Annotated in this window: 17 protein-coding genes; 9 read left to right on the forward strand and 8 right to left on the reverse strand. The window is 62.6% G+C overall.

Annotation, left to right across the window (positions count from 1 at the left end; all coding sequences use genetic code 11):
• The first annotated feature begins 9 nt into the window (after positions 1–9).
• Positions 10–900, forward strand: a complete 891-nt coding sequence (locus ACTJJW_RS01340; RefSeq protein ID WP_462642174.1) for a VOC family protein — start codon at positions 10–12, stop codon at positions 898–900.
• Positions 901–940: 40 nt separating this feature from the next.
• On the opposite strand, the gene ACTJJW_RS01345 is transcribed toward ACTJJW_RS01340, so the two are convergent.
• Positions 941–1,441 carry a DUF6328 family protein gene (locus ACTJJW_RS01345; protein ID WP_462642176.1) on the reverse strand — a complete coding sequence of 167 codons (501 nt, stop codon included), beginning with the start codon at positions 1,439–1,441 and terminating at the stop codon, positions 941–943.
• Between the two features lie 493 nt (positions 1,442–1,934).
• Here ACTJJW_RS01345 and ACTJJW_RS01350 point away from each other — a divergent pair, with 493 nt between their 5' ends.
• Positions 1,935–3,059 (forward strand): LacI family DNA-binding transcriptional regulator, encoded by a 1,125-nt coding sequence (locus tag ACTJJW_RS01350; protein ID WP_462642177.1) that lies wholly within the window; start codon positions 1,935–1,937, stop codon positions 3,057–3,059.
• The gene (locus tag ACTJJW_RS01355; protein ID WP_462642179.1) at positions 3,059–4,054 is read left to right on the forward strand and encodes an aldo/keto reductase family protein; all 996 of its coding nucleotides are present in this window, start codon (positions 3,059–3,061) and stop codon (positions 4,052–4,054) included. Before ACTJJW_RS01350 ends, ACTJJW_RS01355 begins: the two co-directional genes overlap by 1 nt.
• Positions 4,055–4,073: 19 nt before the next feature.
• Here the strand turns inward: ACTJJW_RS01355 and fdhA are convergent, their stop codons facing one another.
• The 3 genes from fdhA to ACTJJW_RS01370 form a co-directional block, all read right to left on the reverse strand.
• Positions 4,074–5,291 (reverse strand): formaldehyde dehydrogenase, glutathione-independent, encoded by a 1,218-nt coding sequence (gene fdhA / locus ACTJJW_RS01360; protein ID WP_462642181.1) that lies wholly within the window; start codon positions 5,289–5,291, stop codon positions 4,074–4,076.
• A gap of 178 nt (positions 5,292–5,469) precedes the next feature.
• On the reverse strand, positions 5,470–5,571 hold the full coding sequence (locus ACTJJW_RS01365) for an MFS transporter small subunit (protein ID WP_462642183.1): 102 nt from the start codon (positions 5,569–5,571) through the stop codon (positions 5,470–5,472).
• 1 nt (position 5,572) lies between these two features.
• On the reverse strand, positions 5,573–6,967 hold the full coding sequence (locus ACTJJW_RS01370) for an OFA family MFS transporter (protein WP_462642184.1): 1,395 nt from the start codon (positions 6,965–6,967) through the stop codon (positions 5,573–5,575).
• A 155-nt stretch (positions 6,968–7,122) separates the two neighbouring features.
• Here ACTJJW_RS01370 and ACTJJW_RS01375 point away from each other — a divergent pair, with 155 nt between their 5' ends.
• Positions 7,123–9,435, forward strand: a complete 2,313-nt coding sequence (locus tag ACTJJW_RS01375; RefSeq protein ID WP_462642186.1) for an FdhF/YdeP family oxidoreductase — start codon at positions 7,123–7,125, stop codon at positions 9,433–9,435.
• 19 nt (positions 9,436–9,454) lie between these two features.
• Here the strand turns inward: ACTJJW_RS01375 and fdhD are convergent, their stop codons facing one another.
• Positions 9,455–10,306 (reverse strand): formate dehydrogenase accessory sulfurtransferase FdhD, encoded by an 852-nt coding sequence (gene fdhD / locus ACTJJW_RS01380; protein WP_462642188.1) that lies wholly within the window; start codon positions 10,304–10,306, stop codon positions 9,455–9,457.
• 325 nt (positions 10,307–10,631) lie between these two features.
• Here fdhD and mobA point away from each other — a divergent pair, with 325 nt between their 5' ends.
• From mobA to ACTJJW_RS01400, 4 genes are read left to right on the forward strand one after another with little or no spacing between them, the layout of a single operon-like run.
• Positions 10,632–11,261 (forward strand): molybdenum cofactor guanylyltransferase, encoded by a 630-nt coding sequence (gene mobA, locus ACTJJW_RS01385; protein ID WP_462642189.1) that lies wholly within the window; start codon positions 10,632–10,634, stop codon positions 11,259–11,261.
• Entirely contained in the window at positions 11,258–11,581 is a 324-nt protein-coding gene (locus ACTJJW_RS01390) for a DUF6457 domain-containing protein (protein ID WP_462642190.1), read from the forward strand. The genes mobA and ACTJJW_RS01390 overlap by 4 nt, the downstream gene beginning before the upstream one ends.
• Positions 11,578–12,726, forward strand: coding sequence for a ThiF family adenylyltransferase (locus ACTJJW_RS01395; RefSeq protein ID WP_462642192.1), 1,149 nt, complete (start codon positions 11,578–11,580; stop codon positions 12,724–12,726). Before ACTJJW_RS01390 ends, ACTJJW_RS01395 begins: the two co-directional genes overlap by 4 nt.
• A 2-nt stretch (positions 12,727–12,728) precedes the next feature.
• Positions 12,729–13,154 carry a molybdenum cofactor biosynthesis protein MoaE gene (locus tag ACTJJW_RS01400; protein ID WP_462642193.1) on the forward strand — a complete coding sequence of 142 codons (426 nt, stop codon included), beginning with the start codon at positions 12,729–12,731 and terminating at the stop codon, positions 13,152–13,154.
• Between the two features lie 40 nt (positions 13,155–13,194).
• Here the strand turns inward: ACTJJW_RS01400 and ACTJJW_RS01405 are convergent, their stop codons facing one another.
• The 3 genes from ACTJJW_RS01405 to ACTJJW_RS01415 all read right to left on the reverse strand — a co-directional run bounded on the left by ACTJJW_RS01405 (position 13,195) and on the right by ACTJJW_RS01415 (position 14,780).
• Positions 13,195–13,440 (reverse strand): MoaD/ThiS family protein, encoded by a 246-nt coding sequence (locus tag ACTJJW_RS01405; RefSeq protein ID WP_462642194.1) that lies wholly within the window; start codon positions 13,438–13,440, stop codon positions 13,195–13,197.
• A gap of 1 nt (position 13,441) precedes the next feature.
• Entirely contained in the window at positions 13,442–14,494 is a 1,053-nt protein-coding gene (gene moaA / locus ACTJJW_RS01410) for a GTP 3',8-cyclase MoaA (protein WP_462642195.1), read from the reverse strand.
• A 157-nt stretch (positions 14,495–14,651) separates the two neighbouring features.
• Entirely contained in the window at positions 14,652–14,780 is a 129-nt protein-coding gene (locus tag ACTJJW_RS01415; RefSeq protein WP_462642197.1) for a hypothetical protein, read from the reverse strand.
• A gap of 128 nt (positions 14,781–14,908) precedes the next feature.
• On the opposite strand from ACTJJW_RS01415, the gene ACTJJW_RS01420 reads away from it, so the two are divergent.
• Complete coding sequence (locus tag ACTJJW_RS01420; protein WP_462642198.1) at positions 14,909–15,529, forward strand: helix-turn-helix transcriptional regulator; 621 nt, start codon at positions 14,909–14,911, stop codon at positions 15,527–15,529.
• Positions 15,530–15,554: the final 25 nt, after the last annotated feature.

Genomic DNA, 15,554 nt, shown 5'->3' on the forward strand with positions numbered 1-15,554 from the left:
AGGAACACCATGACTACGATCACACCCTGTCTGTGGTTCAACGGGAATGCCGAAGAAGCAGTGAGCTTTTACACCGCCGCATTTGTCGAAAGCACCGTGTACGACACACGCTACGTTCCCTCGGAGGACGTGGCCCACAAACACAGCGAGCTCTCCCCCACGGTTCTTTCTATCGAGTTTGACCTGGCTGGGCAGCGTCTGGTTGCCCAGAACACAGGCGAGCGGTATGGATTCACCCCGGCGATCTCGTTCATGGTGAACTTCGATCCTTCGATAGACCCGAACGCCACGGAGCACCTTGATGCACTGTGGAATGCCCTCATCGCTGGCGGCACCGCAGTGAGGCCTATCGACTCATATGACTTCAGCCCGCGATACGGCTGGCTGCGAGACAAGTTTGGGCTGAGCTGGCAGCTCCTTCTCACTGATCCGATTGACGAGCTACGTCCAAAGGTTGTTCCCTCATTGATCTTTAGCAGCCATGTGCAGAACCGCGCTCATGAGGCTGCGGAGTTCTACACGTCGGTGTTCGAGGGTTCCGGTCTGGGGTCGGATGTGCGATTCGACAAGCACACCGGAGCGGCTGCGGCCGATTCGGTGATGTTCGCCGATTTCCATCTTGGCGAACAATGGTTTGTCGTCATGGATGCGACTGTCAAACACCGAGCCGGCTTCACCAATGCGGTTTCGTTCATCGTTTCCTGTGACGATCAGGCAGAGATTGACCACTACTGGGCTGCGCTATCAGCGGTTCCGGATGTTGAGCGCTACGGCTGGTGCACCGACAAGTTCGGAGTGAGTTGGGAGATCACACCGGCGAACTTGTCCAAGCTCATCGCGTCGCCAGAAGCAGCCCGGCGTCTGCTCGAGAAGGGGAAGCTCGAAGTCGACGAGCCATAGCCAGGTGTTTGCGTGCCCACTTCGAATGTTCCTGCTGGCGCTATCGATGCGATAGATATTTTCGCGCATGTGCGGGAAACACCAGCCACAGCGCGATCGCAAGGGCCGCAGCGAGCACACCGGCAATGAGGCCGGCGGGGCGGCCAGCGACAACATCAAAGATGAGCATTGCGGTGCCAGCGATTGTCAGCGACACCACCACGAGCGTGATCTTGAGCAGACGGTCGGATGCCGTGACAAGTTGCGGTTTTGCCTTACGCCCGAAGAGTGCTCGGTGCAGGCTCACGGGTGAGAGCGCGAGGGCTGTGGCGAGCACTGCGACGCTTACGAGGGCCAGGTAGAGCGTGACCTGATACTGGTCGAGTTCGGTGAATCGGGTTTGAAATGCGAGGGTAAGCAAGAATCCGGTGAGGATCTGCGTGCCGGTCTGGATCACGCGCAGTTCTTGCAGAATCTCAGTCCAGTTGCGGTCGCTGCGTTCTGTTGCGGTCTCATCTCTCCCGTCGCTTCGGGGAGCCTTTGCGGACTCATTTGTGCTCATCTCCATATCGTAAACAGATTCTCATCGTTGTTGCGGTTTCGGTTTATGTTCGTTGCATTAGCCGCCACGTTTCCCCACGTTGTCGTACACAACACGAACTACTACCCCGCCGAAGGCTTGGCTGACTTTCAAAAAAATCGCGCCGCGAAGTGTTGACGATCGACTTCGAGATTGCGGGCCAGCGACACCGGGGGGGGGGCGGTCATGTTTTCTGACTTCCAGCTTAGAGATCAATGGTTTGTGGCGATGGATGTCGGCGGTTCCGGATGCCGAAGCATGCGGGTGGTGCAAGGACAAGTTCGGTGTCAGCTAGCAGATAGTTCCGGCAAACATGAATGAGCTCATCGTGCAGCGTGGCATCAGAAGATCACTAGCTTGCACGACGGCGCTCGAATACCCGGCGCGAAAAGCATGACTCTTATGTGGCACTTGCCAGCGTGGTCCATGAGGCGAACCGGTTCCTGCTGGCAGCAGCAGGACACAGTCCTCGGCCTTGATTTACGCAAGCGCTTGCGTTGATGTGTGGTTGGTCTTAGGGTGGGTTCCCGTGAGTGTGAGGATCGAAGAGGTCGCCGACCGGGCGGGGGTCGCCACGTCGACAGTGTCCCGGGCGTTGCGTGACCTGCCGGGAGTGTCGATGGTTACCCGGCAGCGGATCAAGGACATTGCCGCAGAGGTCGACTATGTCGCTTCCCCCAATGCCTCCCGTCTCGCGTCGGGTGTCACCGGTACCGTGGCGGTGATCGTTCCGGATGCCACGAAGTGGTTTTTCGGGCAGGTTATCGCCGGCGCGGGTGCGACGCTCCGGGCCGCGGGCCGGGACGTGTTGCTGTACGAACTGGGCGATGAGGAAGGCCGCCGCCGCTTTTTTGCCGAACAGCGGCTGCGCGGCCGTGCCGATGCCGTGCTGCTCCTGTCTCTTCGCCTGACCCAGAAAGAGACCCGAATGCTCCAGGACCTAGAGGTCCCGGTGGTCCTGCTTGGCTCACGTTCGAAGGAATTCGGCAGCGTGTATGTCGATGACCGGGCCGCCGCTCGGACCGCAGTCCGGCACCTTGTCAATCTGGGCCATCGCCGGATCGGGCTGATCGGCATCAACGACGACGCCGAAGTCACTACCGGGAGCTTGGCGCCACCATCGCGGGTTTCCGGCTACCGACAATCTTTGCTGGCAGCGGGCATCGCTATCGAGGACGAGCTGCAGCAGTTCGGTGTGAATTCGGTGTCCGGAGGGGCAGCAGCCATGACCCGGCTGCTGTCGGCCCCAGCCCCTCCGACGGCAGTCTTTGTCGCCTCGGATGAGATGGCTTTCGGAGCCCTCGACGTGGTCCGCTCGGCGGGTATGGACGTTCCCGGGGATGTCTCCTTCGTGGGGTTCGACAACCACGATCTTTCCGGGGTCATGGGCCTGAGCACCATCGACCAGAACGTCCGGGGGCAGGGGCAGGCGGCAGCCGAACTGCTGCTCGACGCACTGCACACCCGCTCATGGGTCGGGACTGCCGGATCAGCCCGGATGATCGCCACGCATCTGGTACTACGGCGCAGCTCGGCCCCGCCGCACACCAACCCTGCTGCACTCGCGGCAATTACACACCCCGACAAGGAAGATGACTAATGGAATACCGCAAACTGGGCTCGTCCGGCATGTACATCAGCGCACTGGCATACGGAAACTGGATCACACACGGTGAGCAGATCGACCAGGACGCGGCCACCGCCTGCGTCCGCAAGGCACTGGACCTGGGCATAACCACCTTCGACACCGCCGACGCCTACGCTGGCACGCGCGCGGAAACCACCTTGGGCGAGGTACTGCGCGGGACCAGACGCGAGAGCACCGAGATTTTCACCAAGGTCTACTTTCCCACCGGCCAAGGCAAGAACGACCGCGGCCTGTCCCGCAAGCACCTCATGGAATCGATCAACGGCTCGCTCCGGCGCCTCCGCACCGACTACGTCGATCTTTACCAAGCGCACCGCTACGACTACGACACGCCCCTGGAGGAAACCATGCAGGCCTTCGCCGACATCGTCCGCGCCGGTAAGGCCCACTACATCGGCGTCTCCGAGTGGACCGTGGAGGAAATCCGGGCAGGCGCAGCCCTCGCCAAAGACCTGGGCATCCAGCTGATATCCAACCAGCCCCAGTACTCCATGTTGTGGCGGGTCATCGAGGAAGAAATCGTGCCCACCAGCAGGGAACTCGGAATCGGCCAGATCTGCTGGTCCCCACTCGCCCAAGGCGTGTTGACCGGAAAATACCTTCCCGGCCAGGCTGCACCGAAGGACTCCCGGTTCGCCGGAGACAATGGCACTCTCAAGGAGAATCGCTACCTCACCGAGGGCATCCTCACCAGGGTGCAGCAGCTCAAACCACTCGCCAATGAAGCAGGACTCTCCATCGCCGGACTCGCCGTCGCCTGGGTTCTGCAGAACAACAATGTATCCGCCGCAATCGTCGGCGCCTCACGGCCCGAACAACTGGAAGACAACGCCAAAGCTGCAGGCGTGAAACTGGACGAAGCGCTAATGGCCCGCATCGATGAACTGCTCGGCCCGGTCGCCGAACGGGACCCCACCAAGGTCGAATCCTTCAAGGAACGCGTCTAGGCCGCGCGACGCCGGGGACCTACGCCTTGACATACTCGTTGGGGTTGAGCACATACTTCGTCGCTGCTCCGGCGTCGAACTCGGCGTAGCCGCGTGGGGCATCCTCCAGCGTGATGGCCTTGGCGTTCACTGCCTTGGCGATCTGCACCTTGTCGTGCAGGATCGCCATCATCAGCTGACGGTTGTACTTCATCACCGGGCACTGTCCGGTCGCGAAGGAGAGGGACTTGGCCCAGCCGAGCCCGAGCCGGAGCGACAGGTTGCCGGTCTGCGCTGCCGCATCCTCCGCACCAGGATCGCCCGTGACGTAGAGCCCCGGGATGCCCAGCGCACCGCCAGCCGCCGTGACGGTCATCAGCGAGTTGAGCACGGTCGCCGGGGCCTCGTGGGACGCATCCTTGCCGTGTCCTCTGGCCTCGAACCCGACCGCATCGACTCCGGCATCGACCTCCGGGACGCCGAGGATCTGCTCGATCTGGTCCTGCGGCTCGCCCTTGGTCAGGTTCACCGTTTCACAGCCGAAGCTGCGGGCTTGCGCCAGGCGCTCCTCGTTGAGGTCGCCGACGATGACGACGGCGGCGCCGAGCAGCTGCGCGGATACCGCCGCGGCCAAGCCGACGGGGCCGGCACCGGCCACGTAGACGGTGGAGCCGACGCCCACTCCGGCGCTGACCGCTCCGTGGAAGCCGGTCGGGAAGATGTCGGAGAGCATGGTCAGATCCATGATCTTCTCCAAGGCCTGGTCCCGGTCGGGGAACTTCAGCAGATTCCAGTCGGCGTATGGCACGAGTACGTACTCGGCCTGGCCTCCCACCCAGCCGCCCATGTCGACGTAGCCGTAGGCGCTGCCGGGACGGTCGGGGTTCACGTTGAGACAGATGCCGGTCTTGCGTTCCTTGCAGTTCCGGCACCGACCGCAGGAGATGTTGAACGGGACGGACACGATGTCGCCGACCTTGATGAACTCGACATCCGGCCCCTTCTCGACCACCTCGCCGGTGATCTCGTGGCCGAGCACCAGATCTGCCGGGGCGGTGGTGCGCCCACGGACCATGTGCTGGTCCGATCCGCAGATGTTCGTGGTCACGGTCTTCAGGATCACCCCGTGCGGCACCTTGCGGCCGACGTTGGCCGGATTAACTCCCGGCCCGTCTTTCAATTCGAAGGTGGGGTAGTCGATGTCGATGACCTCGACGACTCCCGGGCCCTTGTAGGCAACAGCTCTGTTTCCGGTCATGAAAGTACCTTCCTGGTGCGTTCAGCCGACCGAGGATCGCCCAGGCCCGCATGGAATTACCTAGTTGGTGCCCTTCGATTCCACTACAGGTCGGCCGGATGCGCAACCCTTCGTTCCGGGCCCGCGCCGCCGCCCGCTTCCACACATCGGTCAGCGAAGACTGAGCTGCTTCAACACCTCAGTTGAAGAGTGCCGCGGCCTTGGCCATGGTCTGGATCACGCCGTAGAGCAGCGGGATGCCGACGAGCGCCCAGACGACCGCGAGTTGTGCCTTCTTCATGTCAAACCTCCGCTGTGATCTTGAGGTCTTCCGACCGGGACGTGGGTGGTTCGTGGAACGTGGTATGCACAGGCCGCACCAGGAGGTTGGCTATGAACCCAACGACCAGCAGCCCCACCATGGTCAGCAGTGCAGGCTGGTAGGCCGCTGCTGTCAGTTCTCCCGGGGCGCCCTGGGCGTCCAGGAAGCCGTTCACGATCAGCGGGCCGGCGATCCCCGCCGCTGCCCAGGCGGTCAGCAGCCTACCGTGGATGGCCCCCACCTGGAACGTGCCGAAGAGATCGCGCAGGTACGCCGGTACCGTGGCGAAACCGCCGCCGTAGAAGGAAATGATGATGAACGCGAGCGTCACGTATACCACCGTCGTGCTGGATCCGACCAGCGCCAGCAGCAGGTACAGGGCCATGCCCACGCCGAGGTAGATCATGTAAATGTTCTTGCGCCCAGTGACATCCGACAAGGACGACCACACGAACCGGCCACCCATGTTGGCGATCGACAGTAGACCGACAAATCCGCCGGCCACGGCGGCCGTGACCATGGACTGGCCGTCGGGCTGACGGAAGAAGTCTTGGATCATGGGTGCGGCCTGCTCGAGGATGCCGATGCCCGCCGTGACGTTGCAGAAGAGCACAATCCAGACGAGCCAGAACTGGCGGGTCTTGATCGCGCTGGCCGCCGAGACGTGGTTGCTGGTGACCAGAGCCTTCACCTTGACTGTCGCCAGGTCGAAACCGGCTGGCTTCCAGCCGTCGGCGGGCACCCGAATCGTGAACGCGCCGAACATCATGAACGCGAGGTAGACGAGCCCAAGCGTGAGGAACAACTTGCCGACCGCGTCACCGCTGGCCACCCAGCCGGTCACACCCGAATTGGGATCGTAGAAGCTGAGCAGTCCCGTCGAGACGGGGCTGGCGATCAGTGCGCCGCCGCCGAACCCCATGATGGCCATGCCGGTTGCCAGGCCCGGGCGGTCCGGGAACCACTTGATCAGTGTCGACACCGGGGAGATGTAGCCGATCCCCAAGCCGATGCCACCGATGAAGCCATAGCCCAGGTAGACCAGCCACAGCTGGCTGGAGAAGATACCGAGCGAACCGATCAAAAAGCCGCTCGACCAGAACAGCGCGGAGACGAACATGGCCTTGCGCGGGCCGCTCCGGTCCACCCACGTTCCCATGACCGCGGCCGACAGCCCGAGCATGACGATGGCGATCGAGAAGATCACGCCGATCTGGGTGAGGCTCACATCGAAATGCGTGACCAGTGCCGTTTTGTACACGCTCGACGCGTAGGCCTGGCCGATACTCAAATGCACCGCCAACGCGGCCGGCGGAATGAGCCAACGATTAAACCCGGGAGGTGCGATGGTGTGTTCTCGATCGAGCCAACTCATGGATGATCCCCTCGTCACATGTGAGCCTGTAACGCAGCCGCGCTGCTGTCGGCAATTCTGCCGTGCATCACAGACTAGCCGTTTACCCCGCGAAATTTTGTACGTCTGATCCGGATTGTTTCCAAATTCCCATCGATTGCGGGCAGGATGGGGGTATGAAACGTGGAGCACCGGTCGAGGACATCAACGAGAACAACCTGGTCGTCAAGAAGCCCAAGAAGTCCGCGGCCGGGCTGGAGGCCGTGGTCGTGGCGCTGGATCGTGGGATCGCACAGGCGGGCGTGACCCGCACCGCCCGCTCGTTGCTGCGATTGAACCAGCGCGACGGAACGGACTGCCCCGGCTGTGCCTGGCCAGAGTCGCAGGGCCACCGCAAGGCCGCGGAGTTCTGCGAGAACGGCGCCAAGGCCGTCGCCGAGGAGAGCACGCTGCGCACCGTGACCCCGGATTTCTGGGCCGAGCATTCCATCGCCGAACTGTCCGAGAAGACCGAGTACTGGCTGGGCAACCAGGGCCGGATCACGCATCCGGTGGTCATCCGTCCCGGCGACACGCACTACTCGCAGATCTCCTGGAACGACGCCTTCGAACTCATCGGGGAGAAGATCCGCGCCACGACCCCGGAGCGCACCGTCTTCTACACCTCCGGCCGCACGGCCAATGAGTCGGCGTTCATGTACCAGCTCTTCGCCCGCTCGATCGGCACCAACAACCTGCCGGACTGCTCGAACATGTGCCACGAATCATCCGGCTCCGCCCTGAACCCCACGATCGGCATTGGCAAGGGCACGGTCTCCCTCGAGGACATCCACCAGGCCGAACTCATCTTCGTCATTGGGCAGAACCCCGGCACGAACCACCCGCGGATGCTGTCGGCCCTGGCCGAATGCAAGGACAACGGCGGCAAGATCGTCGCCGTGAACCCGCTCCCCGAGGCCGGGCTGTTCAACTTCAAGGACCCTCAGACGCCGAAAGGCCTCGTCGGCGGCGGCACGAATCTGGCCGACGAGTTCCTGCAGATCAAGGTCGGGGCAGACCTGGCACTGTTCCAGGCCCTCGGCCACCTGCTGCTCGAGGAGGAGGAACGGGTCCCCGGCTCCGTCGTCGACCACGAGTTTGTCGCCGCCAACACCGACGGCATCGACGCCTACCGGGCCGCCCGCAAGACCATCGACTGGGGCGAGACCGAGGCGGCGACCGGCCTGTCCCGGCTGGAGATCGCCACGGTCGCCCGGATGATGGTCGACTCGAAAGCGACGATCATCTGCTGGGCGCTCGGCCTCACCCAGCAGCCTCACTCCGTGAACACGCTCAAGGAGATCATCAACCTGCTCCTGCTGCAAGGCAACTTCGGCAAACCTGGCGCTGGCGCCTGCCCGGTGCGCGGCCACTCGAACGTGCAGGGCGACCGCACGATGGGCGTCTGGGAGAAACCGCACGAGTGGATGCTGGATGCCCTAGACAAGGAGTTCGGGATCGTCGCCCCCCGCGCGCACGGCCTCGACTCGGTCGACACGGTCGAGGCGTTCGAGAACGACGACGTCGACGTGTTCGTGTCGATGGGCGGAAACTTTGCGCTCGCTGCATCCGACACCGTGGCCCTCGGTGCCGCGCTGCAGCGGGTGGGCCTGACCGTGCACGTGTCGACCAAGCCGAACCGTTCCCATGTGATGCACGGGCTCACCTCGCTGATCCTGCCGACGCTGGGCCGCACGGACACCGACGACAAGCATCCAGGCGGCCGCCAGGTGCTCTCCGTGGAGGACTCCATGTCGGTGGTACGCACCACCCAGGGCCGGCTGAAGCCGGTGTCGGATCACCTGCTCGCCGAACCGGTGATCATCGCCCGGATGGCCAGCGCCACCCTCGGCGAGGACCACCCGGTGGACTGGAAGGCGATGGCGGATGACTACGACGTCGTCCGCGACCACATCGCCCGCGTGCTGCCGGGCTTCGCGAACTTCAACACACGCCTGAAGACGAAGAACGGTTTCGTGCTGCCCAACCCGCCACGCGACACCCGCAGCTTCGCCACCGACATCGGCCTGGCCCGGTTCACGGTCAGCCCGCTGGAGTACCTCACGCCGCCGCCGGGTCACCTGATCCTGCAGACGATGCGCAGCCACGACCAGTACAACACCACGTTCTACGGCCTGGACGACCGCTACCGCGGCATCTCGGGCGGCCGTCGCGTCATCCTGATCAATAAGGACGACGCCGCCGACATGGGCTTCGCCGACCGCGCCCTCGTCGACGTGATCAGCACGTTCCAGGGCGAGGAGCGTCGTGCGGACAAGTTCCACCTAGTCTTCTACCCGACCCCGCGGGGCTGCGCGGCGGCCTATTTCCCCGAGGCGAACGCCCTGATGCACCGCGAGTTGGTCGCCCGCGAGTCGAACACGCCGGGTTACAAGGCGATGGCGGTGCGGTTCGTACCGGGCACGGAGGACACGCCGCAGATGAGCTAGCGCGGGCTGGCTGGGCCGCTCAGCGGGCGCGGGCTGGCTCGCCCTGCGTGATGCGTTCCTGCCCGGCGTAGAGCACCATCGAGTTTCCGCGCAGGAAGCCCACGAGCGTCATGCCGACCTCCGTGGCAAATTCCGCGGCGAGCGAGGAGGGCGCCGACACGGCGGCCAGAACCGGGATGCCTGCCATCATGGCCTTCTGGGCCAGCTCGAAGCTCGCCCGACTGGACACCATGAGCACGGTCCCCGACAGCGGTAGGCGGTTCTCCTTGACCGCCCAGCCGATGACCTTGTCGACCGCGTTGTGCCGCCCCACGTCCTCGCGCAACACCAGCATTTCCCCGGTCGCGCCGTCGAACAGCGCGGCTGCGTGCAAGCCGCCGGTCTTGTCGAACACCTCCTGCGCTTCGCGCAGCCTCTCTGGGAAGGTCGTCAGCAGCTCGGCGTCGATCCGCACGGTGTCCTCCGTGACGGAGAAGGCCGATTTTGTGCGCACCGCGTCGATGCTCGCCTTGCCGCACAGACCGCAGGAACTGGTCGTCAGGAACGACCGCTCCAGGCTGGGATCGGGCGGCGCCACGCCCGGCGCGAGAGTGACATCGAGCACGTTGTAGGTGTTCAGCCCCTCGACGGTAGCGCCGGCACAGTAGCGCGCCGCGAAGAAGTGCTCGCCCGACGTGATGATTCCCTCGGACACGAGAAACCCGGCGGCAAGGTCAAAGTCGTCGCCAGGGGTGCGCATCGTCACCGCAAGCGAACGCCCGTTGACGCGCATCTCCAGCGGTTCCTCCACCGCGAGCACGTCCTCGCGGGAGATCGCGGGCGCACCAACGCTCACTCGGGTGATCTTGCGTCGTGCCGTGATTCTGCTCACTCTGTCTGCCTCCTCATGGGCTCAACCACCGATGTTAGGACATCTCGATCTTCTTTTTCCCGGATGCGCGCAGCTCCCGGGTTTTCGCACTCTACAGTTCAGAATAGCGATCCGTGCGTGGTCAGGGCGATGTCGATCTCGCGGCCGTCCGGTGGGGGCTTCGGACACGGCGATGAGGACAGAAGCCGACGACACTCATCTGAAGTGCCCGTGGGCTGGTCGTGATGTCGTGATAGCGCTTCGCATGCAGGGGAGTTCTCAGGTCGAGGTGCCTTCCAGCTGGCCGGATTGTGACGCCTATTGCCCCGTCACTTAGAGTGGCTGCATGCTGATCGATGCAGCGGTGCTCGCCGGAGGTCGCTCCTCCCGATTGGGGTCCGTTGCCAAGGCATCGCTCCAGGTGGATGGTCACAGCCTTCTTGAGCATGCCGTATCTGCAGCGTTGAGCGTGTCACGCACGTGCATCGCCGTAGGCCCCATCGACCCTGGTCTTCTCAGCACTACGGTGCTCATCACGCGGGAGGATCCTCCATTCTCTGGCCCAGCGGCTGCGCTTGCCGCAGGCGTTCGCCACCTCTCGACCAACGGCACGAGCGAGAGCGACGCAATCCTGGTCCTCGCATGTGACATGCCGGGGATCGCCGCTCAAGTACCGGTGCTTGCTGCTGCACTCGCCTCTGCACCAGCAGACGTGGATGGCGCGATTTCCGTCGATGTGTTTGGCCACCGACAGCCTCTCGCCTGCCTGTACCGCAGCCGCGCACTAGTCGGCGCGATCTCGCGGTTTGCTGACGCCGGCCTGAGCGGGCTTTCGATGAGAGAGCTGATCGAGCCGCTTACTCTGATACCGGTTGCGGCATTGCTCGGAGCGACCGATGATGTTGATACGTGGGAGGATGCGGCTCGCCTTGGCGCAACCGACCCGGCTACAGAAACGAAAGAAGCAGCAGAATGAACTCAGAAGAACACCAACGCCTCAGCGACTGGGCAGTGCGCCTCAGCGGGGACTTGGGCCTCGACAGCGATGAGTTTCGCGCCGCGATGGATATCGACGGAATTCTGGACTTGGCCGGCGTCGCAGCGCACACGGTGCTCAGACCAGCGGCTCCTGTCACGACGTTCCTTGTCGGCTACGCTGCAGGTTTGGCCGCGGCGGCCGGAACCGACCCGTCCTCGGCAATCCAAAGTGCGGAGGCAACCTCGAGAGCTGCCCTTGCGGCCGAGAGCGACCCGAACCAGCCCTCTACGGCACAGCTGGGCACGGTAGAACAGTGACTGCGTCGCTCAGCCAAGAACGTCTGATTCGCTATTCGCGTCAGCTTGCCAATCCCCATTTCGGTGAGGCCGCACAACGTCGACTCGCAAACTCGAGAGTGCTCGTGGTCGGCGCCGGCGGGCTCGGGAGCGCCACAATTCCAGCCTTGGCCGCGATGGGAGTTGGCACGATAGGTGTGATCGACACGGATGTGGTGGAACTGTCAAACTTGCACCGCCAGCTCGCACATGGCGTTGCAGATATCGGACGCAGCAAACTTGATTCTGTTGCCGACACGGTCGCACGAATCGACCCTGAGATTGAGATAGTCCGTCATAGTGTGTGGCTGGACTCGACCAATGCCCTCGAATTGTTCAGTGGCTACGAACTAGTGCTTGACGGGAGCGACAACTTCGCCACTCGCTATCTGGTCAATGATGCGGCAGCCATCACCGGAATCCCGTTGGTCTGGGGAGCGATCCTAGGTTATGGCGGCCAGGCCGGTGTGGCGTGGGCAGGTCACGGCCCCACCTATCGCGACCTGTTTCCTGTTCCCCCTGCGCCGGGCACCGTACTGTCCTGTGCCGAGGGTGGGGTTTTGCCGACGGTGTGCGCCACGATCGGCGCCATCATGTGCTCGGAGACGGTGAAACTGCTCACGGGTATTGGCGAGCCTCTCCTCGGGAGGGTGACAACCTACGACGCGCTGTCTGGCCGATTCCGTGAGCTCGAGTACGCAGCAAGCGGTGAAGTGGATCCGATCATCGAGCTGGTCGATTATGAGGCATTCTGCGGAGTGCAGACAGACCAGAACGTGTCCGTTGCCCCGAACTCTTCGAACGCCCCCAGCGACACCATTGATTCCCGCGAACTCGCGACGCTTCTCCACGCTGGAACTCCCCTTCAGGTGATTGATGTGCGGGAGCCGTTTGAGCGCGCCATTGTCACGATTGACTCATCTGAGCTGATTCCCTTAGGCGGGCTGGAAAGCCAGCTCAGCGACATCCGCACAGACGTTCCGGTTGTGTTGTACTGCCACCACGGCATGCGCAGCGAGCGCGCCTTGCGCCTACTTCAGGGTGCCGGGTTCACCAACCTCCGCCATCTGGTTGGCGGCATCGACGATTATGCACAGGTCATTGATCCTGCGCTGGCAAGGTACTGAGCATGAACGCTAATGGGCTGGTGAGTCTCGCGATAATTACGGATGCCGTGATCGATGAGTCGGCGATTCGGCGCGCTGTGGAGTCCCCCGCTTCGGGTGCGGTTGTGGTTTTTTCTGGTGTTGTACGCAACCACGATGGCGGTCAGGAGGTGTGGTCGCTCGAATACCAGGCGCACCCTGAGGCACAGAACCTTTTTGCGCAATGTTGTGCCGAGGTGGCGGCCGAAACCGGGCTAGCAATCGCGGCGGCACACCGGGTTGGTCAGCTGGAGATCGGGGACGTTGCTCTGTCTGCCGCGGTCTCTGCTGCTCACCGCCGCGAGGCTTTCGACGCGTGCGAACTGCTGGTCGAACGCATTAAGTTGACGGTGCCTATTTGGAAACGCCAGAAACTTGCCGGCGGGGCAACAGAGTGGGTCGGACTGTAGCGGTCTAGGTCTAGGCCCAGGCCCAGGCCCAGGCTTCGTTCTAGCCGCCGGCGAATGGTGGCAGCACGTCGACGCGTGAACCAACCGTCTGCGTAGGGTCGCGGCGTACTACACCGTCGATGAGGAACGAGCCTGACTCTACGACGCGCTGCATTAGGTCGCCGTACCGCTGCACGAGCATGACTTTTAACGCGCCCAAGGTGGCGCCATTCTCGATGTCGATGTGCTCTTCGTCGCGCCCAGCGGCGTCGGCTGCGGCCGCAAAGTAGCGTATGTGGAGGGTCATGTCAGCCGCCAATGTAGGACATCTCGATCTTCTTGGCGCCCTTAGTGGGTCGCTTTGTGTTGAGGGAGCGCAACTCTGAGTAGCGGTCGGTGCGTTCCCGCCAGATTTGTGCCATGGCAACAGATAGTTCGTCGTCTGAGCATCCTTCGCGCATCAGGGCACGAAGGTCGTGTCCAGAGCTCGCGAACAGGCACGTGTAGAGCTTGCCATCGACGGAGATTCGCGCCCGGGAGCAGGTGTGGCAGAAAGATTGGGTGACGCTGGAGATTACGCCGATTTCTCCGCCGCCGTCTCGATACCGCCAACGTTGCGAGGTCTCGCCGGTGTAGTTGGGTTCGATTTCTTCTAGGGGTAGTTCGGCGTTGATGCGGGCGATGACTTCTGCCGATGGCACGACTTCACCAAGTTGCCACCCGTTGGTGGTGCCGACATCCATGTATTCGATGAAGCGCAGGATGAAGGGTGTGTCTTTGAAGTGACGAGCCATCGAAACGATGTCTTGATCGTTTTGGCCCTTTTTGACGACCATGTTCACTTTGATGGGGCCGAGCCCCACTTCGTGCGCGACGTCGAGGCCGTGCAGAATTTTCTTCACAGGAAAGTTGACGTCATTCATTGCTTGGAAGGTCGCGTCGTCTAGGGAATCGAGCGACACCGTTACCCGTTTCAGGCCAGCGTCTTTCAGGCTCTGTGCGAGGTGTGCGAGTGCTGAACCGTTCGTGGTGACCGCGAGGTCGAGCGGTTGCCCGGCGGGTGTTTTCAGTTCGGCGAGCATGGCGATGAGGTCAGGGAGTCCTTTGCGCAGGAGTGGTTCGCCGCCGGTCAGCCGGATTTTTTCCACTCCGTGGGTGGCGGCGATTCTGGCGAGTCGGGTGATTTCTTCAAAACTCAGCAGTTCTTCGCGCGGCATGAAGGCGTAGTCGCGCCCGAAGATTTCTTTGGGCATGCAATAAACGCAGCGGAAGTTGCAGCGGTCGGTGACGGAGAAGCGGATGTCGTGGAGCCCCCGCCCACGCGTGTCCACAATTGGATGCGCGACTGTGGAGGAACTCATAGCTTCAGACTAGCTCGCCACCAACGGTGAACGGGACGTAGTCTCTGGTTCCCTCAGTAATCTCGCGGTTAAGTGTGGCGAAGCCGATGTTGTGCTCGAGGCACAGTGCACTCCTACGTTCATACATGGCGACGGATGGTACGGATGGTACGGACGCTCAAATTAGCCGAACCGAATCACCGGCATAGTAGGTGTCTTGCATGAGCCGTTTGTGCGTGCGCCGCAAGTCATCTAACGCTTCGACGAGAGCAAGCTCAACGTTCGTGTCGCCGCCAGCCTTGCGCACGCGAACGGGTGCCTTCTTGTCCAGTGAATTCGTGTGTGGTGACAGTCGGGAGGAGTTGCACAGGGCTGATTTTATCCCTGAGTTTTAGCGCCATAGTAATCCGCAACAGAATGACGTTGAATAGAGCCATGGCTGCCCGACGACCCTCGGACTATCGCACGCTCGCGTCGCTGAGCAGGATCAACCTGCTCCACGAGCTCCTCCAACACGGTGCCCAGACGGTCACCGAACTGGTTGAGGCGACTGGACTGCACCATAATACGGCGCGAGAACACCTGCACCGCCTCATCGAGGCCGGCTTCGTCGAATCCGAACCCGTGCCAACGTCAACCAAGGGCCGGCCAAAGCTTCTCTACCGCACAACGCAGGGCCCCGACAGCCCTGCCCGGCAATCTCGCCTCCGTGCCGCCGAACAGCGGACAGCGTTGATCCGAAAAATTCTTCCTGTCGAAGACATTACTGCCGAGCGCACACCCGCAGCGCGTCAACTCGATTCCCTCGATGACCACATGGAGCAGTGTGGATTCACTGCTGAGATCGCGGGTGACTGCCTGCACATGACAATGCATAATTGTCCATTCTCCGAACTCGCGAGAAACAACCCTCAGGTGTGCGAGGTGCACTTTGCCCTCCTGACCAACGCGCTCGACGATGCGGATGGGCCGCTTCGTGTGCGCGAACTGCATCCGTTCTCCGGACCCCGCACCTGCACCGTCGACATGGAAAACCCACCGGTGGCTGAGCACTAGGTTTCGCGCCCCGCATTTTTCACGG

It is taken from the genome of Rhodoglobus galactosidasius, from assembly GCF_054957775.1.